We start from the raw sequence: 21,095 nt of genomic DNA on the forward strand, positions 1-21,095 counted from the left end.
GTGCCGGTGACCTTGCCGTTGCGCAGCACGGTTGCGGTGTCACAGAGCTCCTGCACCTCGTCGAGCTTGTGGCTGATGTAGACGATGCTGCAGCCTTCAGCGGCGAGTTGTCGAAGCGTCTCGAACAGCTTGACCACCGCCTGTGGCGTCAGCACGGAAGTCGGCTCGTCGAGGATCAGAAGCTTGGGCGCCTGCAGCAGGCAGCGCACGATCTCGACGCGCTGCCGCTCGCCGACAGAGAGGTCATGCACCTGGCGATGCGGATCGATCGGCATACCGTAGCGAAGCGAAAGCTCGCGGATCTTGGCGGCAAGCGAGGGCAGATCGAAGGCGCTGCTTGCCGAGAGCGCAATGTTCTCGACCACTGAAACGGATTCGAACAGCGCGAAGTGCTGGTAGACCATCTCGATGCCGAGCGCGCGCGACGTCGCCGGGTTGTGCGCCGCGATCGGATTGCCGTCGCAGAAGATCTCGCCGGAATCGGCCTGCGCCGCGCCATAGATGATCTTCATCAGGGTCGATTTGCCGGCGCCGTTTTCGCCCAGCACGGCGTGGATTTCGCCGGGCTGGATAGACAGCGAGACCTCGTCATTGGCGACGACGCCGGGATAGCGTTTGCGGATGTTGCGCAGTTCTAGACGCGGATGCATGGCGGGTCCTGCCGTGGCGTGAAGCGAGGTTGGACGGGAACCAGGCAGGGAGACGCCGAAGGTCGGTCTCGGCGCCTCCCTGGTTCTTTGATGGCGTTCAGCTCAGCTTGCCGATCATGCCTTTGACGAACCAGTTCATGCCGCGAACATCGTCATCGGCCAGGACGGAGCCTGCAGCGACCTTGAGGTTGCCGGCCTGGTCCTTCAACTCGCCGCCATAGGGGTGCACCTTGCCGCTGCCGATGTCGGCCTCGAGCTGCTTCAGCTTGGCCTTGGTGTCGGCCGGTATGCCGTCATTGTAGGGCGCCATCTTCACGACGCCCGCTGCCAGTCCATCCCAGCGCACTTCCGGCTTCCAGGTGCCGGCGGCGACGGCCTTGGCGGCGCCGACATAGTCGCTGGTCCAGTCGAGGACAAAGGACGTCAGCTGTTTGCCCGAAGCGAACTTGGCCATGTCGCTGGCGTAGCCGATCGACCAGGCGCCGCCTTCACCCGCGACCTGGACGCCCGTCGCCGTGTCGGTCATCGAGCAGATGACGTCGCAGCCTTGCGAAAGCAGCGTCTTGGCGGCCTCCTTCTCCTTGCCCGGATCGAACCAGGAATTGAGGAAGATGGCGTTGCAGGTGGCGTTCGGATTGACGCTTTGCGCACCGAGCAGCAGCGCGTTGGCCGGGCCGACGATATCCGGAATCGGAAAGCCGCCGATGAAACCAATCTTGCCCGATTTCGACATGTAGCCGCCGGCCGCGCCGGCGACGAAAGTGCCCTCGTAATATTTGGCTTCAAAGGTACCCAGATTGGCAAGGTGGACGATGCCGGAGCAATGTTCGAAAGCCACCTTGGGGAACCGCGGCGCCACTTTCTGCATGGGCGTTCCGTGCGAAAAGCTGGTGCCGAAGATCAGTTTGTTGCCGGCGCTGGCCAGCTCGCGGAAAATGCGCTCCGCATCCTGCGGCATGAAGATGTTGTCGATGACGGTGAGTTCGGCCTTGTCGCCGAACGCGGCTTTGATCGCCTCGACGCCAAGGCTGTGCTGCTTGGTCCAGCCGATTTCGGCGATCGGCGAGACGTAGACGACGCCGATCTTGAGCACCTCTTGAGCCTTGGCGACCGTGCTCAGCCCTCCGGCACCGAGCGCAGCACCCAGCGCACCGCTGTATTTCAGGAATCCGCGTCTTGTCAGGTCGTTCATGTCGGTAACCCTCTGTTGGTTTTTTTGGTTGATGCCCGGCTTGTCGATGCCCGGTCTTTGTTAGGGAGATGGACGTGCGCGTGCACCGCGCCGTCGCCATTCCCGGATGGTTTTGCCTGCCTCAATCCAGCCGATATCGTCGCTCCGTCGGCCTTGCCGTCGAGATAGGGTGCGAGCGCTTCGGCAGGCGTCATCTCCGGAAACACGTCGCGATCCATGATATAGCCGCGCACCACGGTGCGGTGATGCGTGTCGATCAGGTCCATGGCCTGTTTCAGGCGGCCCTTTTCCAGGAGGTCGACGACCCTCGAATGATCGTCGAGCAGATTGCAATAGTCGAAATCGGCTGAAATGAGCGAGCGCAGCAGCGTCGTGCGGCGCACCAGCTGGGCATGGATTTCCTGCATCACCTTGTTGCGGCTAAGGCGCACGAACACCGTGTGGAATTCCTGGCCGAGCACGTCGGCCAGCGCATCGTTGCCGGCGGCGACTGCCTGGCGCTGGCGTTCGACATGCTGGCGCAGCTCGGCCCATCCGGCGGGGCCAAGGCGATCGCTGAGCTGGGCCGCCACCCCCTGTTCGACAAGGGTCAGCGCGTCGTAAATCTCCATTGCCTCCTGCATGCTTGGCCTGGCGACGAAGGCGCCGCGGTTGCGCTCGATCTGCGCCAGCCCGTCATCGGCGAGCCGTATCAGGGCCTGACGCACCACGATGCGGCTGACATCGAATATCTCGGCAAGCTCGCGCTCGCCGAGCTTGCAGCCGGGCACCAGCCGATGGTCGATGATGGCGCGGGTCAGCGTGTCCGCGATCGTCTGGGAGCGGCTGCTCAAGGCACGGTTCTCCGCCTTTGCGACGACATGATCAGCAGGCTTTCCATGATGAAGACATGACGCTTCGGGATGTGCCATATCCCAGGTTCAGGTTTTCCATATCGGAATTCAATCATCATAGTCTGTCAACACAAAAAATGATTTTGGCTGACAAAAAATCATTGATTGGTATCCAATCTTGTGATTTCGTCATTGCGAAACGTCAGGCTAGGTTCGTGGTGAAGGGCTAGCCGAGTTGGGAGGGATGCCGATGGCAACCCGTTGCGTCGACCGCGAGCTTCTGAACGACTGGCATATCGTCGCTGACCAGGAATCGCTCAGCCAGGATGTGCCCTTTTCGACCCGTCTGCTTGGGGTCGATCTCGTCGTTCGAAAACATTCAAACAAGATCGAAGTCGTTCGCAACGATACCGGCGACGTGTTGAAGAGCGCCGAGCGCTATGGCTTCGTCTGGACCTGTCTGGACAAACCCTGGCGCGACATCATCTACATCCCCGAGGCCAACGAGGCGGATCGACATCTGGTCAGCGGCGGCTCGATCGCGGTCAAGGTGTCGGGCCTTCGCGCCGTCGAGAATTTTCTCGACATGGGGCATTTCCCCTTCATCCACACAGGCTGGCTCGGCGAGGAGCCGCATACCGAGGTCGTGCCTTACAAGGTGGAAATCACGCCCCAGGACGAGGTGCTGGCGACCGAATGCAAATTCTACCAGCCCATCGCGTCGCCGACCGCGAAGGAAGGGTTCGTCGTCGAGTACATCTACAAGGTGATCCGGCCCTATACGGTGGCGCTCTACAAGAGCAATCCGATCCAGAAGGGGAGGCTGGATGTCATCACGCTGTTCGTGCAGCCGGTCGACGAGGAGAACTGCGTCGCGCATCCCTATCTCTGCTACCTCAAGGAGGGCATGGATGCGGCGACGGTGCGCAGTTTCATGCAATTGATCTTCGCGCAGGACAAGCCGATCCTGGAAAACCAGGTCCCCAAGCGCCTGCCGCTCGATCCGCGCGCCGAGACGCCGATCCGCGCCGATGCCGTCTCGGTTTCCTATCGGCGCTGGCTGCGTGACAGGGCGGTCACCTATGGTGCGATACCGGCACAGATCTGATGACGTCCGAGGGTATTTGAAGGGATAACATGATGACGAAATGCGCTGATCCCGTGATCCTCAATCTCTGGCATCCCGTGGGCGCCATCGCGGAAGCTGCTCCCGGCGCCGTCCAGGAGACCGTTCTGCTCGAGGAGCGCCTCAGCTTTGCGGTGGACGCGGATGGCGAGCCCGTCGTCTGGCGCTCGCGTCCCGATGTGCAAAGGGCTGACCATATTCCACCCGCCGACAGGCTGCCTGCAATAAGCGCCTATGGCTATGTCTGGACTTCGCTCGGGTCGCCGCCGGCCGAGCTGTTCCCGATCCCCGAATATCAAGAGCCGGACCGCCGCAAGCTCAATGCGGCAACGTTCGGCGTCAACGTCTCGGCGCCACGCGCCATCGAGAACTTTCTCGACATGGGCCACTTCCCCTATGTGCATACCGACATACTCGGCGTCGAGCCGCATACCGAAGTCAAGGAATACGACGTCGAGATCTCCGTCGATCGCGACGAGATCCTGGCCACGCGCTGCCGCTTCTTCCAGCCGATGGCGTCGACGGCGTCCGATGGCGGCGCCGACGTCGACTACGTCTATCGCGTGCCGCATCCCTATTGCTCGGTGCTCTATAAATCGAGCCCGGTCGACGAGACCCGGCGCGATGTCATCGCCGTCTTCCTGCAGCCGGTCGACCAGGAGCATGTGCGCGCCCACATGCTGCTTTGCGTGCTCGACGAAGACAATGAAGACAAGGTGATCAAGCGTTTCCAGCAGACGATCTTCGGCCAGGACAAGCCGATCCTGGAAAACCAGGTGCCGAAGCGCCTGCCGCTCGATCCGCGCGCCGAGACGCCGATCCGCGCTGACAAGTCGGCCATCGCCTACCGGCGCTGGCTCAGCCAGAAGGGCGTGACCTACGGGGTCATCCCGGCTGCAGCCTGACAGACATTTTGGAGACGATTGATGTTGGAAGAAGCCAGAAGCCGGTGGCATCCGATCGCCGCTGCCCATGATTTGCCGTTTCGCCACGTTTTCCACGGCCAGTTGCTGGGCCGGGAATTCGCCGTGTGGCGGGCCGATGACGGTTACGTCAACATCTGGGAGAACCGCTGCCTGCATCGCGGCGTCAGGCTGTCGATCGGCATCAATGACGGGCGCGAACTGAAATGCCAGTATCACGGCTGGCGTTATTCGAACCGCACCGCTGGCTGCACCTATATCCCGGCTCATCCGGCCGATGCACCCGCCCGCACCATCACCAACCGCACTTTTCCGGCGGTCGAACGTTATGGCTTGGTCTGGTCCTCGGAAGAGCCGCGCGGGGAGGTGCCTGAGATTGCCGGCCTCGCCGAAGACAAGCTCCTCGCCTTGCGCGGCATCGCGGTCAACGCGCCGGCCGACAAAGTCGTCGAGAGGCTGAGAGCCTATCGCTTTCAACCCAACGGAGCGATCGACGGCGAGGGCGCCGACATTCTCGTCGAAGCCGCCCAGGATTTCGCTGTGGCGCTTCGCTCGCGAGCCAGCGGCGCCGAGACGCAGGGCGTTTTCTTCGTGCAGCCGGTCGATTCCAACCGTTCGGTGATCCGCGGCGTGCTCGATCAGGAGGCCGAGGGCGCCGCGCGCATTGCCATTCTGCGTCACCACAATGAGCGGCTTTCCAAGCTGCGCGACGAGGTCGAGCGCGACGTGGCGAACGCGCCGGCGCCGGCGCCGCTCGAGCCGGTCTACGAACGGGTCTCGGCCGAACTCGCCGAAATGCCTGAGGTGACCACGCATGGCCGCAAGGCTGCGCTGCGTGTCAGCGTGGCCAGAAAATGGCAGACCGCCGACGGGATCGCAGGCTTCGAGCTTCGTCCGATCAAGGGCATCCTGCCGACGTTCCAGCCTGGAGCTCATATCGACGTCCACATGCCCAATGGCGAGATCAGGCAGTATTCGATCACCAACGGTCCTGGTGAAACCGACAGCTTCACCATCGGCGTCAAGCTGGAACGGGACTCCAAGGGTGGCTCGAAATGCATGCATGAGACGGTGCGAGAGGGCGACGTGCTGGCGATTTCCGAGCCACGCAACAACTTCCCGCTGCGCCGCGATGCGATCAAGACGCTGTTCGTCGCCGGCGGCATCGGCATCACGCCGCTGCTCGCCATGGCGCAGGCGCTGAAGAACCAGGAGCTTGCGCACGAGCTGCATTATTTCGCGCAAGGCGAGGAACACCTCGCCTTTGCCGATCGGCTGAAGCATCTCGGCGATGCGCTGAAGCCGCATCTCGGCCTCTCGCCCGACGCGACCGGCGCCGAGCTTCGACAACTCCTCGCCGGTTATCGCAATGGCATGCATCTCTACATCTGCGGCCCGGGACCGATGCTGGAAGCCGCGCGCAAGATCGCGGCCGAGCAGGGCTGGCCGGATAGCGCCGTCCATTTCGAGTACTTCAAGAACACCAACAAGATCGACGACAGTTCGAGCTTCGAGGTCGCGCTGGCGCGCTCCTGCGTCACGCTTCAGGTGCCGGCGGGCAAGACGATCATGCAGGTCATGCGCGAAAGCGGCATCGATGTTCCGTCGTCTTGCGAGCAAGGCGCCTGCGGCACTTGCGTGGCGACGGTGATCGAGGGCGAACCGGACCATCAGGACGTCTACCTCAACGATGCCGAGAGGAAGGCCGGAACCAAGATCATGACCTGCGTTTCGCGCGCCAAATCGGCACGCCTCGTGCTGGACATCTAACTGTTTGTTTTACGCAATTCCGGACGGAAAACCGTTACACACTTTTCCTGGAATTGCTTTAGGAGCCGCCGATGATCACGCTTTACGACTACGAACTGTCGGGCAATTGCTACAAGCTGCGGCTGCTGATGAGTTTTCTCGGCATCGACTACAAGACCGTGCCGGTCGACTTCTACCCCGGCCGCGAACACAAGTCGGAATGGTTCCTGAAACTCAATCCGCTTGGCCAGCTGCCGGTCATCGAGGATGAAGAGCTGATCTTGCGCGATGCCCAAGCGATCCTTGTCTATCTCGCCTCGAAATACGATCCGTCGGGCACCTGGTATCCGCGGGACAATCCCGCTCTGCTGGGCGAGATCAGCCAGTGGCTGGCCTTTGCAGACGGTATCACTTCGACGGCGTCGGCCGCCCGCCTGCACGATGCGCTGTTTTATGACTTCGATATCGACGCCGCGCGTGCCGGCGCGCATCGCCTTTTCCGTATCCTCGACGAGCATCTGTGGTTCGGCGAACAGCAGGGCCGCAACTGGATCTGTTCGGCCAGTCACCCGACCATCGCCGACATCGCCTGTTTTCCTTACATCATCCTGTCGGAGGAAGGCGGTGTTCCGCGCCAGGACTATCCGGCTATTCGGCGCTGGTGCGACCGTGTCAAGCGCATCAAGGGCTTCACCGTCATGTCGGGTGTGTTTCCCGCCGGCCCCGGCAAGATCGCCGCATAGTCTGATCATAAGCGCCGCGTTCTGGCCCGGCAAAATAGAGATTTGGGAGAGAAAAAGAATGAAAACCCGCGCCGCTGTCGCTGTCGCCGCCGGAAAGCCGCTGGAGATCATGGAGGTCGACCTCGAGGGCCCGCGCGAGGGCGAAGTGCTGGTCGAGATCAAGGCGACAGGCATTTGCCACACCGACGAATTCACACTGTCGGGCGCCGATCCGGAAGGTCTGTTTCCGGCCATCCTCGGCCATGAAGGCGCCGGCGTCGTCGTCGATGTCGGCAAGGGTGTCACCTCGCTCAAGAAGGGCGACCACGTCATCCCGCTCTATACGCCCGAATGCCGCCAGTGCCCGTCCTGCCTGTCGAGAAAGACGAACCTCTGCACGGCGATCCGCGCCACGCAGGGCCAGGGCCTGATGCCCGATGGTTCGTCGCGCTTCTCGATCGGCAAGGACAAGATCTTTCACTATATGGGCTGCTCGACCTTCTCGAACTTCACCGTGCTGCCCGAGATCGCACTGGCCAAGGTCAATCCGGACGCGCCCTTCGACAAGATCTGCTACATCGGCTGCGGCGTCACCACCGGCATCGGTGCCGTGATCAACACCGCCAAGGTCGAGATCGGCGCCACCGCGGTCGTCTTCGGCCTCGGCGGCATCGGCCTCAATGTCATCCAGGGCCTGAAACTTGCCGGCGCCGGCATGATCATCGGCGTCGATTTGAACAACGACAAGAAGGAGTGGGGCGAGCGCTTCGGCATGACGCATTTCGTCAATCCGAAGGAGATCGACGGCGATGTCGTGCCCTACCTCGTCAACATGACCAAGCGTGGCGCCGACCAGATCGGCGGCGCCGACTACACATTCGACTGCACCGGCAGCACCAAGGTGATGCGTCAGGCGCTGGAAGCCTCGCATCGCGGCTGGGGCAAGTCGGTGGTCATCGGCGTGGCCGGCGCCGGCCAGGAGATCTCGACCAGGCCGTTCCAGCTGGTCACCGGCCGCACCTGGATGGGCACCGCCTTCGGCGGCGCGCGCGGCCGCACCGATGTGCCGAAGATCGTCGACTGGTACATGGACGGCAAGATCCAGATCGACCCGATGATCACCCACACGCTCAAGCTCGAGGACATCAACAAGGGTTTCGATCTCATGCATGCCGGGGAGAGCATTCGCAGCGTCGTGGTTTACTGACCGGCTCACACGACACGCTCGCGTCGAAGGCTCTGTGTTCCCAAAATACCGTGCCTCCCCGACATCGGGCGTTAGGCCGGCGGCGCGACTGACATTCCGGATGTCCGCGCCGCCGGTCGGTTCGACCCCACCTGATCCGCCCGGGTTGCCGCGATCATGGTCGATGCCGTAGACACCGGCCCATTGGCGTTTGAAATCCGTGGAGAGGGAATATGCCGGAACCCATGAAGACCATCTCCCAGGCAAAATCCCATGGCGGAGTGCAGGGCATCTATTCGCACCTGTCGACGAGTTGCTGCTGCGACATGACGTTTGCCGTTTTCGTGCCTCCACAGGCCCGGGAAACGCCTTGCCCCGTGGTGTGGTATTTGTCGGGACTGACCTGCACCCATCAAAATGTCATGGACAAAGGCGAATACAGGCGCATGGCCGCCGAACTTGGCCTGATCGTCGTCTGTCCAGACACCAGTCCGCGCGGCGCCGACATCCCTGATGACAAGGACAATTGGCAGTTTGGCGGCGGCGCCGGCTTTTATCTTGATGCAACGCAGGAGCCTTATGCGAAGAACTACCGGATGTATTCCTACCTCGTCGAGGAACTACCCACGCTGATCGCCGCTAATTTTCCGGCAGACATGTCGCGCCAAGCCATAACGGGCCATTCGATGGGCGGACACGGCGCGCTGACGATTGCTTTGAAAAACCCGCAGCGGTTCAGGAGTTGCTCGGCATTTGCGCCGATCGTGCAGCCAAGCGCTGCCGGCTGGTCAAGGCCGGCTTTCGAAAAATATCTCGGCACGGATGAGGCCTCGTGGCGGGCCTACGACGCTACTTCGCTTGTTGAAGACGGGCGCCGCTTCCCGGAATTTCTCGTCGATCAGGGAACATCGGACGGGTTCCTGAATGACGGGCTGAGACCCTGGCTTTTGGAGGCGGCCTGCGCCAAAGCCGGCATTCCGCTGACGTTGCGCATGCAGGACGGATACGACCATTCGTATTTCTTCATTTCGACATTCATGGACGACCATTTGAGATGGCATGCGGAATGGCTTGCATAGGTCGAGGTCCGAGCGATGCAATCGGATTAATCCTCGTCCAAGCGAGGAACGCGTTACTCTTTCTCGTCTCTACCGGGGCGAGGAACACGATGGCGCCGCATTGAAATTATTGAACAATTTCAACCGGAAGCGCTACCAACGCGTATAAATTTTTAGCCATTTCCATGGTTTAACTGGATTTTGGTAGCGGGAGAGGGACTTGAACCCCCGACCCCAGGATTATGATTCCCGTGCTCTAACCAACTGAGCTACCCCGCCAGGGCGGCGAAAGGCCCGAAATCCGCCTCAAATCGAAGGGCATGTCGGGGGCGTTCGCCAAGGTCGCGCGGATATAAGGTTGGGAAGGTGAGCCTGTCAAGCTTCGAAGCAACCGGCTTGCCGGCTTATCGTCATTATCGAAAAGCTTTGCCGCGGCGACATTTGGTTGTCGCCGCCGGGGTTGAGTTCGAAGGGGCACGTCGCTATGTCTCGGCCACGAGTTTTTAGAGTTTGAAACAGATGAAGCCGCGCATAGCAGTCCTCGGTTGCGGATACTGGGGCAGCAACCACATCCGCACTCTCAAGGCGCTCGGCGCGCTGCACGCGGTCTCCGATACCAACCGGGCCCGCGCGGAAGGCTTTGCCAGCGAGCAGGACTGCCTGGCGATCGAGCCGGACCAGCTGTTCGTCCGTGACGATATCGACGCCATCGTCATGGCGCTGCCGCCGCAGTTCCATGCCGACCTTGCGGTACGTGCCGTCGAGAACGGCAAGGACGTGCTGGTGGAAAAGCCGATCGCGCTGACGGTGGCGGATGCCGAGCGTGCGGTGCAGGCGGCCAAGGACAATGGCCGCGTCTTCATGGTCGGCCATGTCCTGCGGTTCCACCCCGCCTTCGAGACGCTGAAGGGGCTGATCGACAAGGGCGAACTCGGGGAGGTCCGCTACATCCACTCTCACCGGCTCGGCCTCGGCAAGTTCCACACAGAGAACGACGCGCTGTGGGACCTGGCGCCGCACGATCTGTCGATGATCCTGGCGATCACCGGCACAGAGCCGATCGAGGTGCGCGGCGAGGGGGCCGCCCTGCTCGACAATCTCAGCGACTTCGCGCATCTGCACATGCGCTTCCCCAACGGCCTGCGCAGCCATCTCTTCACCTCGCGTCTCAATCCCTATCGCGAGCGGCGGCTGACCGTGGTCGGCACCAAGGCAATGGCGGTGTTCGACGACGTCGAGCCATGGGAACGCAAGCTGGCCGTCTACCGCCACGCGGTGTGGCAGGACAGCGGCCAATGGGCCTTCACCACCAATGAGCCGTCCTATGTCGCGGTTGCCCAGGGCATGCCGCTGACGCGCGAGCTGGAGCATTTCATCCAGTGCATCGAGACGCGTGCCGAACCGCGTACCAGCGGCGAGGAAGCGATCAGGGTGCTGCGCATCCTGACCGCCGGCACGGTCACCCACACCAAGTCGAATTCCTGAAGCGCGGATTATTCGGCAGGAAACTTATTCGGCAAGAATCTTATTCCGCGGGAATCTTATTCCGCGGGAATCTGGTCCGGCCGGGCGGCAAGCCGGGTCAGCATGGCCTCGGCCTCGGCGCCACGCTCCGATCGCTCGATGAAGCCGCCGCCGAACACGCGGGCCTCGTTGCCGTCATCGGAGTAGAGCACGCAGGCCTGGCCCGGCGCGATGCCGGACTCGCCGTCTACCAGTTCCACCCATGTGGCACCGGCACGATGATGCAGCACGGCCGGGCGCGGCGGCCGCGTCGAGCGGACCTTGGCGAACAGTTCCAGGCCGCCGGCAGGGACGTCTGTGAGCGGTCCGTCGCCCAGCCAGTTCATATTGCGGAGATAGATCTTGTGCGTCTCCAGCGCCTCGCGCGGGCCAACCACGACGCGAGCCCGGTCGGCATCGAGATGGACGACGTAAAGCGGCTCGCCGGAAGCGATGCCGATGCCGCGGCGCTGGCCGATCGTGTAGCGCAGGATGCCCTCATGGCGGCCGAGCACGCGGCCGTCGATGTGGACGATGTCGCCCGGATTGGCCGCAGTTGGCTTCAGCTTGGCGATGATGTCGGAATACTTGCCCTGCGGCACGAAGCAGATGTCCTGGCTGTCCTGCTTGGCGGCAACCGCCAGCCCCATCTCCTCGGCGATGGCGCGAACCTGAGGCTTCGACAGGCCGCCGAGGGGAAAGCGCAGATAGTCGATCTGCGCCTGCGTGGTGGCGAACAGGAAGTAGCTCTGGTCACGGTCGGCGTCGACCGGACGGTAGAGCGCGCGCTGGGCGCCATTGGCGCCGGAACGGATGTAGTGGCCGGTGGCCAGCGCGTCGGCGCCGAGCTCCTTGGCGGTGGCCAGGAGGTCGGCGAACTTCACCGTCTGGTTGCAGGAAACGCACGGGATCGGCGTCTCGCCGGCGACGTAGCTCTCGGCGAAGGGATCGATGACCGCCTTGCGGAAGCGTTCCTCGTAGTCGAGCACATAATGGGGGATGCCGAGCGTCTCGGAGACACGGCGGGCATCGTCGATGTCCTGCCCCGCGCAGCATGAGCCGGCCCGGTGCGTCGCCGCGCCGTGGTCGTAGAGCTGCAAGGTGACGCCGACGACGTCGTAGCCCTCGCGTTTCAGCAGGCCGGCGACGACCGATGAATCGACACCGCCGGACATGGCGACGACGATGCGGGTGTTTTCGGGACGTCCGGGAAGATCGAGACTGTTCATGATGCTTTCGTTCTGCGCGGCGCCTCAATGCCAATGTCGAGAATATAGGTCAAGCTTTACCGGCGCGCCAGCGTGCAGGGCGATTCACCGTTTGTGGCCGATCTTCGCCAAGGGATGCATTTTCCCCCGGCAAATCAGGGTTTGCGGGCAGATGTTTCAAATGCCGGCGAAAAGACTAACGCGGCGTTCATGATCCTTACCTAGTCATTAGGGTCTGCTTAGGCAATTTTTAAAGCTGTGGCGGTAACGTGGCGGGGATTGGGTCTTTGAGTTTTTTGTAGAGAGTACGATGACCGATCTGGTTAGACCGAGAGTCAAATATGTTATCGGGCCTGACGGCAGCCCTCTTACGATTGCCGATCTGCCGCCGACCAATACACGTCGCTGGGTTATCCGGCGTAAGGCGGAAGTGGTTGCGGCCGTGCGCGGCGGGCTTTTGAGCCTGGACGAGGCATGCCAACGCTACAAGCTCACCACCGAGGAATTCCTGTCCTGGCAGGCGTCGATCGACGAATACGGCCTTGCCGGGCTGCGCACGACACGCATCCAGCAATACCGGCACTGACCATTGCGAATTTAGATGAAGGGCGCGGCTAACTCCGCGCCCTTCTGTTTTTCACGGTCACCGTTCCGCTCAGAGCGACAGCACAACCTTGCCGATCGGCTTGGTGGCAAGGAAGGCGTGAGCGGCCCCCGCCTGGTCCAGTGGGAAGCTCTTCGCCACATGGACGGTGATCTTGTTGGCATCGATCAACCGAGCCAGTTCCAGCAGGCCCTCCCTGTCGGGGAAGACCGACATACGCTCGACCCGAATATCGCGCGCACTGGCGTGCGCCCTTGTGTCGTCGCTGACATCGAGCAGTGACACCAGCACGCCGCCACGCTTGAGCACCTTCAGCGAGCGTTGGGCGTGGTCGCCCCCCATTGGATCCAGCACCAGATCGATGTCGCGAACCTGGTCGGTGAAATCGCCCTTGGTGTAGTCGATGACCTCGTCGGCGCCGAGGTTGCGGACGAAATCGAGCTTGCCCGGGCTGGCCGTGGCGACGACGTGGGCGCCGCGCGCCTTGGCGATCTGCACCGCCAGATGACCGACGCCGCCGGCTCCCGCATGCACCAATACGCGCTGCCCCGATTTCAGCCCGCCGTGGCGAACAAGCCCTTGCCAGGCGGTGAGGCCGGCCAGCGGCAAGGCGCCTGCCTCGAGGTGGCCCGCGCCCTTCGGCTTCAGTGTGATTTGATCGGCAGGTACGGCAACCAACTCGGCATAGGCGGCGGCCTGCTTGGGAAAGCGCGGCATCCCGAACACCTCGTCGCCGATCTTGAAGCCGGTGACGCCGGCGCCGAGTGCTTCGACAGTTCCCGAGATATCCCAACCCAGGATGAAGGGCGGCTCGCCGAGCAAGGGGTAGTAGCCGGCACGGACGGCGCCATCGACCGGATTGATGCCCGCGGCCTTGACACCGACCAGCACTTCGCCGGCCTCTGGCGTGGGATCGGGCTGATCGGCGATGACAAGGACGTCGGGTCCGCCGACGGAATTCTGGATAGCGGCACGCATTGAGATATCTCCTGCTCGGTTGATGCCACTATCATTTGGATAGTAATAGTCCCTTGTCCAGTATGTACCTTTCTGATACATACGCACCTCATGGATAGTGAAGATGATTGCGGTTTCGGCTATGACGCGTTCCGGCGAACGTGTCCTTCGCACACGGTGCTGGAGATGCTGGCCAGCAAATGGGTCTATCTGGTGGTTTGCGCGCTGCGCAAAGGCCGGCTGCGCAATGGCGAGCTTGCCCGGAAGCTTGACGGCATCACGCCGAAGATGCTGACCCAGACGCTGCGCGTGCTCGAGCGCGACGGATTGGTACGGCGCGAGATCTTTCCGGTCATTCCGCCGCGCGTCGAATATGAATTGACCGAGCTCGGTCAGAACCTGGCGGGACTGCTTACCCAGATCAGGTCATGGGCGGAGCAGCATGCGCCGGATATCAAGGATGCCCGTGCAAGGGCAATTGCCGAGAATGAAGGGGATTGGGCCGCGTAGGGCGGGTTTCATTCTTCTGGGCGTATTCCGCCGGGCCGCAAGCCGCGACAATGCGCCAGTCCGATGGCGAGCGTTGACGTCGCCAAGGGCAGGGTTTTAGCCGATCATGGCGCTGCGGCCACCGACTTCGGCTTCGCGGATCTTCGTGTCGCGCGATTCCAGCATTTCCGCTTTGGAAAGCTCCGCTTCAGCTTCGCCGAGTAATGATTCGGCGGCGCTTCGCTGCTGGGCGAGGTCGCTTTGGGAATTCCTGAGATTGTCGCGGCGCAGGCGAGCCGCCTTGGCGAAGGTCGGATAGGCGAAATGGTTGATGTCGGTGATGCCGGCCTTCTTTTCCTCGGCGGTAATCTGAAGCTCCAGCTCGACGGCCATGCGTTCGAACTCGGCGATCATCATGTCGAGCTGCAGCAGCTGCCGCCGCTTCTCATTCACCTGAAACTGTTTCAGCCGAACGAGGTTTTCACGTGACTTCATGATTCGGTACTCCCGGAAACGCACACCCGCACTTATCGTCCAAACCACCTGGAAACGCCCAGGCCGCACCCGTGTCCACCGGCTTTCCCCCAACTATGGGAAACAAAACCCTAAAGTTTTTTGCCGGCGGTAACCATTCGTTTACGGGCATTGTTAATCATACGGGTCAGGACTTAAGGCCGGGTAAAAATTCCGGCCACCGATGCGGAAGCGACGTCGATGAGTCCCTGGAGTCGCTTAGTCCAGGTTGTTAATGTGTTGCATTAGGAATTTGGTTCTGAGATTCGTTATTAGATTCAAGAGGGTGTAGAAAGAGGTTAAAAAATCTGGTACCGTCATGGACGGGAAATTAGGATTTGTTAACCATTCAATGGCAGCCTCTGCACAAGGCAACCACTGCTCCGGGTCCGGACGGGTCGTGAAATGGTCCGGCAGCAGAAAAGGGGAATAAAATGCGTGTTCTGCTGATAGAAGATGACAGTGCAACCGCACAAAGCATCGAACTGATGCTGAAATCGGAAAGTTTCAACGTCTACACGACCGATCTCGGTGAAGAGGGCGTCGATCTAGGCAAGCTCTACGACTACGATATCATTCTTCTCGACCTCAACCTGCCTGACATGTCAGGCTACGAGGTCTTGAGAACGCTTCGCCTTTCCAAGGTCAAAACACCTATTCTCATCCTCTCCGGCATGGCCGGCATCGAGGACAAGGTGCGCGGCCTCGGCTTCGGCGCAGACGACTACATGACCAAGCCATTCCACAAGGACGAGCTGGTTGCCCGCATTCATGCCATCGTGCGGCGTTCCAAGGGCCACGCCCAGTCGGTCATCACCACCGGCGACCTGGTGGTCAACCTCGATGCCAAGACAGTCGAAGTCGGCGGCCAGCGCGTGCACCTGACCGGCAAGGAATACCAGATGCTGGAGTTGCTCTCGCTACGCAAGGGCACCACGTTGACCAAGGAAATGTTCCTCAACCACCTCTATGGCGGCATGGACGAGCCTGAGCTGAAAATCATCGACGTCTTCATCTGCAAGCTGCGCAAAAAGCTCGACGCGGCATCGGGCGGTCAGAACTACATCGAAACGGTCTGGGGTCGCGGCTATGTGCTGCGCGAACCGGAAGACATTCGCGTCAGCGCCTGAGCGACGAATCGTTCGAATCTTTTCAATAAAAAACCCGGCTTCGGCCGGGTTTTTGCATGATGGGCTGGTAACGGTCTGCTTCTGGGCTTCCGAGCAGAAGACCGTCACGCACTTTTTCTGGAGTTGCTCAAGGATGCCGAATCAGGTGCGCTCTTCAAGGTGCGAAAGCGCTCGAGCAACTGCGGGCGGTTGAACGGCTTCAAGAGATAGCCCTGGGCGCCGGCTCGCTTGGCCCGCATGATCGAAGCAATATCGAGCTCGACCAGGGAAATCAGGATCTGCGGCCTTATCGGGCTCTCCATGGCGCGGACGCGACGGATGAGATCGACCGCCGGTACGTCGGGCAAGGCGCCATCGACGACGATGATGTCGGGCATGTCGGCGGCGCACATCTCCAGCGCGTCAAGTCCGCTGGCGGCCTCGATGACAATCATTTCGGAGCCGCCCAGGATGCGTTTTGCAACCTTCCTGATAACGCTTGAATCGTCGACGAACATGCAGCGTTTCATTTCCGGGTCCTCTTTGCCTTCTGGCAGTCCGGTAGCGTCGGGGGCATCCAGGACGCACCATAGGCCAATCTGGTAAAGAAGCCGAAAAGGCGTTAGGTAAAATTTTTATAAAGATGGGCAGGTGCCTACTTTTATTCACGAATGCTTTGGCGCCGCCTGAACGACCAGACGCATCTCAAGTCGATGAGCTGGAATTACAGCTTTAAATGAAAAAATACTTCGCTTTATCGGCTGCGCATCAGGCCGCCGAAAGCACGATTTCTTCCGGCGTCGCGTGGATCGATATCGTCATGCCGGCCTCGCGCGCCAGAAGCAGCGTGTAATAGGGCTGCACGGAATGCGCGTCGATCGGCTCCTCCGGCTTGTGGCCGGAATGCAGTTCGAGGAATTTCGGCGGCACCCGCAGCATCGGGCCAGCCGACGCAAGCGCGAAACGCGGTTCGGTCTCAAGGTTTTCCAGCGTCACGGAAAGCTTGCCGCCGCGCGGAATGGCGGCATTGGCGACGAGGATCAGGTTGAGCAGCAGCTTGACCTTGTTCTTGGGCAGCAACGCGCGGGGCCCGTTCCAGGTCAGTTCCGGCTTTTCGTTCTTGAGGAAGGCGATGGCGACCGCTTCGGCATCGCCGGTATCGATCAACATACCGGCCGAACCGGCGGCACCGAAGGCGATGCGGGCGAACTGAAGGCGGGCCGAAGCGTTGCGGGCGCTCTGACGGATCAGCTTCATGGCGTCCTCATCGGCGCCGCCTTCATCAAGCAATTCGAGCCCGTTGTTGATCGCGCCGACCGGCGAGATGATATCGTGGCAGACCCGGCTGCACAAAAGCGCTGCCAGATCGGGTGCGGAAAGGGTGAACAGATCGGCCATCGGCGAAAAATCCCTGCAAAATCTCACAACTCATGGCCGGGCGATCGATCGTCGCCTGCCACACGAATCACGCACTCTCTCCTCAGGCTTTCTGAATACACAGCGCCCGTGCGTGCAGCAACAAATCCAAATTGTGGTTGTGGCAAATGGCGTGTTCACGCAGGCTGCCGACCCCAGTTGAGCGACCCCAAACAGCCTTCGAACCGCCATGTTCATGTGGGAGCTTAATGGTTGAAAAAGGATTACGGCATAATTTGCCCCTAACAGTTACCCTTAACGGCCGGCTAAAAGAGCCGTACGGGGTGCGAGGCGTCGGCGAAGGTGCTCCCTGACGGAGATTGGAAGCATGTTTTCCCGATACTACGACCGGAGCTTTCTCCGTGTCTTCTCAATGGCGGTCACGCTCCTGGGCGTTCTCGTCTTCTCGACTTCAGCCCTGCGGGCCCAGGAATACACCGCTCAGGAGATTGTCGATTCCGGTCACAAATTTTTTGGCGCCACATCGGGCGGACTCGCCACGGTGATCGAGAAGATTTTTGCCTCCTACGGCCTGCCCAACGGCTATCTGCTGGGCGAAGAGGGTTCTGGTGCGCTGATCGGTGGCCTGACCTATGGCGAAGGCACGCTCTACACCAAGAATGCCGGCGACCACAAAGTGTTCTGGCAAGGCCCGTCGCTCGGCTGGGATTTCGGCGGCGAGGGGTCGCGGGTGATGATGCTGGTCTACAATCTCGATGATGTGGGCAGCCTCTACAACCGCTATGGCGGCGTTGCCGGTTCAGCCTATGTGGTGGCGGGCGTCGGCTTCAACGTGCTGAAGAACAACAATGTTCTCCTGGTGCCGATCCGCACCGGCGTCGGTGCTCGGCTCGGCGTCAATCTCGGCTATCTGAAGCTTACCGAGCGGGCCACGTGGAATCCGTTCTAGGCTGAAGTCCTTGGCTGTCGTTGTCCAAAACCGGGACCGCTTTTGGGTCGACATGCATTAAACTCGTACCGTTGCGGCAAACCCTTGCCGCAACGCTGGATTTCCGCCATGTCAACGTGGCACAGTCAAAGCGATCTATGCGCTTTTGATGCTTGCCGGCCACAACGGGTAGTCACTTGGTCCAGTCGGTCCTGTTCTTCGTCCTCGGCTTTCTCTGCGCTGGCTTTCTGGCGCTCATGGTGGCTCCGGCCATATGGCGTCGTGCGGTCGCGCTTACACGCAAACGCATCGAATCCTCGATCCCTCTGACGCAGACCGAGATCCAGGCGGACAAGGATCGCATCCGCGCCGAATACGCCATGACGACGCGCCGCCTGGAAATCAGCGTCAAGGCGTTGCGTGAGAAGGCGGCCGAACAACTGGTCGAGATCAATCGCGGTCGCGAGGCCATGAAGGGCCTGGCGGTCGAGCGGACTGACAAGAACCAGGTGCTGACCGAGCTGGGCGCGAAGAACGAAGCGCTGCGTCAGCGAGAGGGCGAGTTGCAGCAGCTTTCGGAGCGTCTGAAGGAAACCGAACGCAAGCTGGAAAAGCGCGCCCTTGAGCTGGAAAAGCTGGAGCGCATGTATGACGACGCCAGTTTTTCCTCGAGCAGCCGGCAGATCGAGCTCGTGGCGCGAGAGTCCGAAATGCAGAAACTCGCCAGTGACATTGCGATGCTGCGCGGCCAGCGCAAGGAAGCCGACAGGCGCGGCCAGGAAATCGCGGCCGAAAGCAAGGCCGCGCGGGACGCCCTGAAAGCCGAGAAGAAAAAGACCGCCGAGCTCGACAAGAAGGTCGAACGGCTGCTGGCCACACTTGCCGATCGAGAAGACAAACTCGACCGCCGCGAAAAGGAACTGGCACGCATGCGCGAAAGATCGAAATCCGAGGACAGCGCGCCAGCCTTGCGGCTGGTCGGCAAGGGCGGCGATGTCGCGAGGAGCGATGATTTCGACAAGGCAATCGCCAAGCTCGATAGCGACCGTGAGCAGCTCGAGGCGAGGCTGACGGCGCTGGCGCGCGAGAACAAACGGCTGAAGGCGGATCTCACCGCACTGGCCGCCTCCAAGGCCGCTGACAGCAGCTCCGCCTTGCGCGAGCAGATGAACGAGCTGGCGGCGGAGGTCGTCCATCTGACGGCCAAGCTCGAGGGGCCTGGTTCGCCGATCGCCATGGCATTGGCGGTACCGTCGGACGCACGCTCCGGCAACGGTGACCGCAGTCTTGCCGACCGCGTGCGCGCGCTGCAGAAGGCTGACGCGACAAGCTGAGATCAGGTCTCCTTAGAGCATTTCACCGTTTCACGGAAACGGCGAAATGCCCTAACTCTTTGCTTTGAGGCAATTCTGGACGGAAAACCGCTTCACACTTTTCCTAGAATTGCTCTAGCCGAAAAATGATGCAGCGCGATGGCTGAAGCCGCGGCGACATTCAGGCTGTCGAAGCCTTCCGCCATGGTGATCCGCACGTCGTGCAGGCTTGCGAGCAGGTCGTCCGGCAAGCCTTCGCCCTCGGTGCCGAGATAGAGCGCCAGGCGCTCGCTGCGCTGCGCATCGCGGATGTCGGTCTCCCCGCGGGGCGAGAGCGCGAATTGTTCGAAGCCACGTCGGGCGAGCATCGTTGTGAAGCCGGCGGTGTCGGTGAACGATGCGAACGGGATCTTGAGCGCGGCGCCGACCGAAACGCGGATCGCCTTGCGATAGAGCGGGTCGCAGCACGTCGCATCCAGCAAAACCGCGTCAGCGCCAAAGGCGGCGGCGTTGCGGAAGATCGAGCCCACATTGTCATGATTGGCGATGCCGACGAGCACCACGACCAGCGCACGAGGCGGCAAGCCATCGAGCAGGGCTTCGGCCGGCTGCGGCGCTCCCTTGCGGCCCATGGCCAGGATGCCGCGATGCATGTGAAATCCGGCGATTGCGTCCATCACCGCGCTGGTTGCCACATAGACCGGGAGATCGGCGGGCGCCTTGCTCAGGATCTTGTCGAGACCCGCCAGCCGGTTTTCCAGGACGAGGACCGATTCGGCGGCAAAGCGTCCAGTTGTGAGCAGCAGGTCGAGCACCACCTTGCCTTCGGCGACGAAGCGGCCTTGCCGGCCGGCGAGGTCACGCTCGCGAATGTCGAGATAGGCAGCGACGCGCGGATCTTGCGGGTCGTCGATGCGAATGGGATCCATGCATTCCTCGCGACCGTCGCATCGGCCCGAAAATCCGGACCGCTTCCCGGCGCTCACCTTGTTTGGAAAGCACGATGCGACAATTCGGGACAATCAGCCAGCTTTGTGCGCCCCAAATCGGCGCATGCCGCTCTGAATCACCGGCGAGATCGGCGGCTGTGTGGTCAGGTTCCAGCACGGCGCAAGCGGTGCGCCATCTGGGACAGGTCATCCTTGCCGCTGCCGAAAATGCCGTCCAACATGACAAGCAGTTCTCGCACGGCGTCGGATTTGCAGGAGTAGTAAATCATCTGCCGGTCGCGGCGGGTGGCGACAAGGTCGAGCGCCCGCAACTTGGCGAGATGCTGGGACAGGGCGGATTGGCTGAGCATCACCTTCTCGGCTATGGCTCCCACCGACATTTCACCTTCGGCGAGGTAGCTCATGATCAACAGTCGCTTCTCATTGCCCATCAGCATGAGAAACTCTGCCGCCGATTCGGCGTTCACGATTAGCTTTGTCGAGACCATCGATCCCCCATGCTTCCTGTTCATCCCGACGCCATGGGGGCAATGGCGTCTGATTCCATAAATTCACTTATCGATCGGCGCTGGCGATTCAGCGTCACTAAAAGGTAGAGCATTTCACCTAAATCTCAAGTGTTGCTTTTGATCCAGCATAATTAAGTCTCAGTCCCGGCGTCGACAATGGCTCGGCCCGCCCTCGCCATATCGACCAGAACGTGCC

General features: G+C 61.3%; 22 protein-coding genes and 1 tRNA gene. 12 read left to right on the plus strand and 11 right to left on the minus strand.

The features are described 5' to 3' along the window. The 3 genes from EOA22_RS38600 to EOA22_RS03390 form a co-directional block, all read right to left on the minus strand. Positions 1-650, minus strand: a 650-nt coding sequence (locus EOA22_RS38600; protein WP_245478588.1) for an ATP-binding cassette domain-containing protein, incomplete at its 3' end; no start/stop codon positions are given. Positions 651-747: 97 nt separating this feature from the next. Next, positions 748-1,842 carry a BMP family ABC transporter substrate-binding protein gene (locus EOA22_RS03385; protein WP_013529894.1) on the minus strand — a complete coding sequence of 365 codons (1,095 nt, stop codon included), beginning with the start codon at positions 1,840-1,842 and terminating at the stop codon, positions 748-750. Further along, a complete protein-coding gene (locus EOA22_RS03390) occupies positions 1,839-2,675 on the minus strand; it encodes a GntR family transcriptional regulator (protein WP_024505100.1) in 837 nt (278 codons plus the stop codon). The genes EOA22_RS03385 and EOA22_RS03390 overlap by 4 nt, the downstream gene beginning before the upstream one ends. Positions 2,676-2,925: 250 nt before the next feature. Between EOA22_RS03390 and EOA22_RS03395 the strand changes: the two genes are divergently transcribed. The 6 genes from EOA22_RS03395 to fghA all read left to right on the plus strand — a co-directional run bounded on the left by EOA22_RS03395 (position 2,926) and on the right by fghA (position 9,460). Beyond that, positions 2,926-3,783, plus strand: coding sequence for an aromatic ring-hydroxylating dioxygenase subunit alpha (locus EOA22_RS03395; protein WP_032809603.1), 858 nt, complete (start codon positions 2,926-2,928; stop codon positions 3,781-3,783). A gap of 29 nt (positions 3,784-3,812) precedes the next feature. Next, positions 3,813-4,706 (plus strand): aromatic ring-hydroxylating dioxygenase subunit alpha, encoded by an 894-nt coding sequence (locus EOA22_RS03400; RefSeq protein WP_013529897.1) that lies wholly within the window; start codon positions 3,813-3,815, stop codon positions 4,704-4,706. A 21-nt stretch (positions 4,707-4,727) separates the two neighbouring features. After that, positions 4,728-6,494, plus strand: coding sequence for a Rieske 2Fe-2S domain-containing protein (locus EOA22_RS03405; RefSeq protein WP_063168880.1), 1,767 nt, complete (start codon positions 4,728-4,730; stop codon positions 6,492-6,494). Between the two features lie 71 nt (positions 6,495-6,565). Next, positions 6,566-7,216, plus strand: a complete 651-nt coding sequence (locus tag EOA22_RS03410) for a glutathione S-transferase (protein WP_063168879.1) — start codon at positions 6,566-6,568, stop codon at positions 7,214-7,216. A gap of 58 nt (positions 7,217-7,274) precedes the next feature. Continuing rightward, the gene (locus EOA22_RS03415; protein ID WP_063168878.1) at positions 7,275-8,402 is read left to right on the plus strand and encodes an S-(hydroxymethyl)glutathione dehydrogenase/class III alcohol dehydrogenase; all 1,128 of its coding nucleotides are present in this window, start codon (positions 7,275-7,277) and stop codon (positions 8,400-8,402) included. A gap of 212 nt (positions 8,403-8,614) precedes the next feature. After that, on the plus strand, positions 8,615-9,460 hold the full coding sequence (fghA, locus tag EOA22_RS03420) for an S-formylglutathione hydrolase (RefSeq protein WP_063168877.1): 846 nt from the start codon (positions 8,615-8,617) through the stop codon (positions 9,458-9,460). Between the two features lie 181 nt (positions 9,461-9,641). Here the strand turns inward: fghA and EOA22_RS03425 are convergent. Beyond that, positions 9,642-9,718 (minus strand) — tRNA-Met (locus EOA22_RS03425). Positions 9,719-9,958: 240 nt separating this feature from the next. Here EOA22_RS03425 and EOA22_RS03430 point away from each other — a divergent pair. Next, positions 9,959-10,924, plus strand: a complete 966-nt coding sequence (locus EOA22_RS03430) for a Gfo/Idh/MocA family oxidoreductase (protein ID WP_013529902.1) — start codon at positions 9,959-9,961, stop codon at positions 10,922-10,924. A 56-nt stretch (positions 10,925-10,980) separates the two neighbouring features. Here EOA22_RS03430 and mnmA read toward each other — a convergent pair whose 3' ends face one another. Beyond that, positions 10,981-12,171, minus strand: a complete 1,191-nt coding sequence (gene mnmA, locus EOA22_RS03435) for a tRNA 2-thiouridine(34) synthase MnmA (protein ID WP_063168876.1) — start codon at positions 12,169-12,171, stop codon at positions 10,981-10,983. Between the two features lie 289 nt (positions 12,172-12,460). Here mnmA and EOA22_RS03440 point away from each other — a divergent pair, with 289 nt between their 5' ends. Continuing rightward, positions 12,461-12,736, plus strand: a complete 276-nt coding sequence (locus EOA22_RS03440; RefSeq protein ID WP_013529904.1) for a DUF1153 domain-containing protein — start codon at positions 12,461-12,463, stop codon at positions 12,734-12,736. Positions 12,737-12,805: 69 nt separating this feature from the next. Here the strand turns inward: EOA22_RS03440 and EOA22_RS03445 are convergent, their stop codons facing one another. Further along, positions 12,806-13,732, minus strand: a complete 927-nt coding sequence (locus EOA22_RS03445; RefSeq protein WP_063168875.1) for an NADP-dependent oxidoreductase — start codon at positions 13,730-13,732, stop codon at positions 12,806-12,808. A gap of 90 nt (positions 13,733-13,822) precedes the next feature. Between EOA22_RS03445 and EOA22_RS03450 the strand changes: the two genes are divergently transcribed. Beyond that, positions 13,823-14,221, plus strand: coding sequence for a helix-turn-helix domain-containing protein (locus EOA22_RS03450; protein ID WP_013529906.1), 399 nt, complete (start codon positions 13,823-13,825; stop codon positions 14,219-14,221). 96 nt (positions 14,222-14,317) lie between these two features. On the opposite strand, the gene EOA22_RS03455 is transcribed toward EOA22_RS03450, so the two are convergent. Next, the gene (locus tag EOA22_RS03455) at positions 14,318-14,695 is read right to left on the minus strand and encodes a flagellar export protein FliJ (protein WP_013529907.1); all 378 of its coding nucleotides are present in this window, start codon (positions 14,693-14,695) and stop codon (positions 14,318-14,320) included. Positions 14,696-15,147: 452 nt separating this feature from the next. Here EOA22_RS03455 and ctrA point away from each other — a divergent pair, with 452 nt between their 5' ends. Then, entirely contained in the window at positions 15,148-15,843 is a 696-nt protein-coding gene (gene ctrA / locus EOA22_RS03460; RefSeq protein WP_006203583.1) for a cell cycle two-component system response regulator CtrA, read from the plus strand. A gap of 104 nt (positions 15,844-15,947) precedes the next feature. Here the strand turns inward: ctrA and EOA22_RS03465 are convergent, their stop codons facing one another. Both EOA22_RS03465 and EOA22_RS03470 read right to left on the minus strand, forming a co-directional pair. Beyond that, complete coding sequence (locus EOA22_RS03465) at positions 15,948-16,352, minus strand: response regulator (RefSeq protein ID WP_024504503.1); 405 nt, start codon at positions 16,350-16,352, stop codon at positions 15,948-15,950. 238 nt (positions 16,353-16,590) lie between these two features. Further along, positions 16,591-17,220 (minus strand): histidine phosphotransferase family protein, encoded by a 630-nt coding sequence (locus EOA22_RS03470; RefSeq protein WP_024504504.1) that lies wholly within the window; start codon positions 17,218-17,220, stop codon positions 16,591-16,593. Between the two features lie 391 nt (positions 17,221-17,611). Here EOA22_RS03470 and EOA22_RS03475 point away from each other — a divergent pair, with 391 nt between their 5' ends. Both EOA22_RS03475 and EOA22_RS03480 read left to right on the plus strand, forming a co-directional pair. Next, positions 17,612-18,148 carry an EipA family protein gene (locus EOA22_RS03475; protein WP_224621527.1) on the plus strand — a complete coding sequence of 179 codons (537 nt, stop codon included), beginning with the start codon at positions 17,612-17,614 and terminating at the stop codon, positions 18,146-18,148. 176 nt (positions 18,149-18,324) lie between these two features. Further along, positions 18,325-19,461 carry a hypothetical protein gene (locus tag EOA22_RS03480; RefSeq protein ID WP_063168874.1) on the plus strand — a complete coding sequence of 379 codons (1,137 nt, stop codon included), beginning with the start codon at positions 18,325-18,327 and terminating at the stop codon, positions 19,459-19,461. Positions 19,462-19,553: 92 nt separating this feature from the next. Here the strand turns inward: EOA22_RS03480 and EOA22_RS03485 are convergent, their stop codons facing one another. After that, positions 19,554-20,369, minus strand: a complete 816-nt coding sequence (locus EOA22_RS03485) for an RNA methyltransferase (protein ID WP_063168873.1) — start codon at positions 20,367-20,369, stop codon at positions 19,554-19,556. Positions 20,370-20,533: 164 nt separating this feature from the next. Continuing rightward, positions 20,534-20,878 (minus strand): metalloregulator ArsR/SmtB family transcription factor, encoded by a 345-nt coding sequence (locus EOA22_RS03490; RefSeq protein WP_127389844.1) that lies wholly within the window; start codon positions 20,876-20,878, stop codon positions 20,534-20,536. Positions 20,879-21,095 lie beyond the last annotated feature (217 nt).

It is taken from the genome of Mesorhizobium sp. M7A.F.Ca.US.014.04.1.1 (genome assembly GCF_003998745.1).
GTDB lineage: Bacteria > Pseudomonadota > Alphaproteobacteria > Rhizobiales > Rhizobiaceae > Mesorhizobium > Mesorhizobium ciceri.

Coding starts and splice junctions, on each gene's coding strand:
- fghA (WP_063168877.1), top strand. CDS start 8,615: ATGCCGGAACCCATGAAGACCATCTCCCAGGCAAAATCCCATGGCGGA.
- EOA22_RS03440 (WP_013529904.1), top strand. CDS start 12,461: ATGACCGATCTGGTTAGACCGAGAGTCAAATATGTTATCGGGCCTGAC.
- EOA22_RS03395 (WP_032809603.1), top strand. CDS start 2,926: ATGGCAACCCGTTGCGTCGACCGCGAGCTTCTGAACGACTGGCATATC.
- EOA22_RS03400 (WP_013529897.1), top strand. CDS start 3,813: ATGATGACGAAATGCGCTGATCCCGTGATCCTCAATCTCTGGCATCCC.
- ctrA (WP_006203583.1), top strand. CDS start 15,148: ATGCGTGTTCTGCTGATAGAAGATGACAGTGCAACCGCACAAAGCATC.
- EOA22_RS03465 (WP_024504503.1), bottom strand. CDS start 16,352: ATGAAACGCTGCATGTTCGTCGACGATTCAAGCGTTATCAGGAAGGTT.
- EOA22_RS03385 (WP_013529894.1), bottom strand. CDS start 1,842: ATGAACGACCTGACAAGACGCGGATTCCTGAAATACAGCGGTGCGCTG.
- EOA22_RS03470 (WP_024504504.1), bottom strand. CDS start 17,220: ATGGCCGATCTGTTCACCCTTTCCGCACCCGATCTGGCAGCGCTTTTG.
- EOA22_RS03415 (WP_063168878.1), top strand. CDS start 7,275: ATGAAAACCCGCGCCGCTGTCGCTGTCGCCGCCGGAAAGCCGCTGGAG.
- EOA22_RS03455 (WP_013529907.1), bottom strand. CDS start 14,695: ATGAAGTCACGTGAAAACCTCGTTCGGCTGAAACAGTTTCAGGTGAAT.
- EOA22_RS03445 (WP_063168875.1), bottom strand. CDS start 13,732: ATGCGTGCCGCTATCCAGAATTCCGTCGGCGGACCCGACGTCCTTGTC.
- EOA22_RS03405 (WP_063168880.1), top strand. CDS start 4,728: ATGTTGGAAGAAGCCAGAAGCCGGTGGCATCCGATCGCCGCTGCCCAT.
- EOA22_RS03430 (WP_013529902.1), top strand. CDS start 9,959: ATGAAGCCGCGCATAGCAGTCCTCGGTTGCGGATACTGGGGCAGCAAC.
- mnmA (WP_063168876.1), bottom strand. CDS start 12,171: ATGAACAGTCTCGATCTTCCCGGACGTCCCGAAAACACCCGCATCGTC.
- EOA22_RS03450 (WP_013529906.1), top strand. CDS start 13,823: ATGGATAGTGAAGATGATTGCGGTTTCGGCTATGACGCGTTCCGGCGA.
- EOA22_RS03485 (WP_063168873.1), bottom strand. CDS start 20,369: ATGGATCCCATTCGCATCGACGACCCGCAAGATCCGCGCGTCGCTGCC.
- EOA22_RS03410 (WP_063168879.1), top strand. CDS start 6,566: ATGATCACGCTTTACGACTACGAACTGTCGGGCAATTGCTACAAGCTG.
- EOA22_RS03490 (WP_127389844.1), bottom strand. CDS start 20,878: ATGGTCTCGACAAAGCTAATCGTGAACGCCGAATCGGCGGCAGAGTTT.
- EOA22_RS03475 (WP_224621527.1), top strand. CDS start 17,612: ATGGCGGTCACGCTCCTGGGCGTTCTCGTCTTCTCGACTTCAGCCCTG.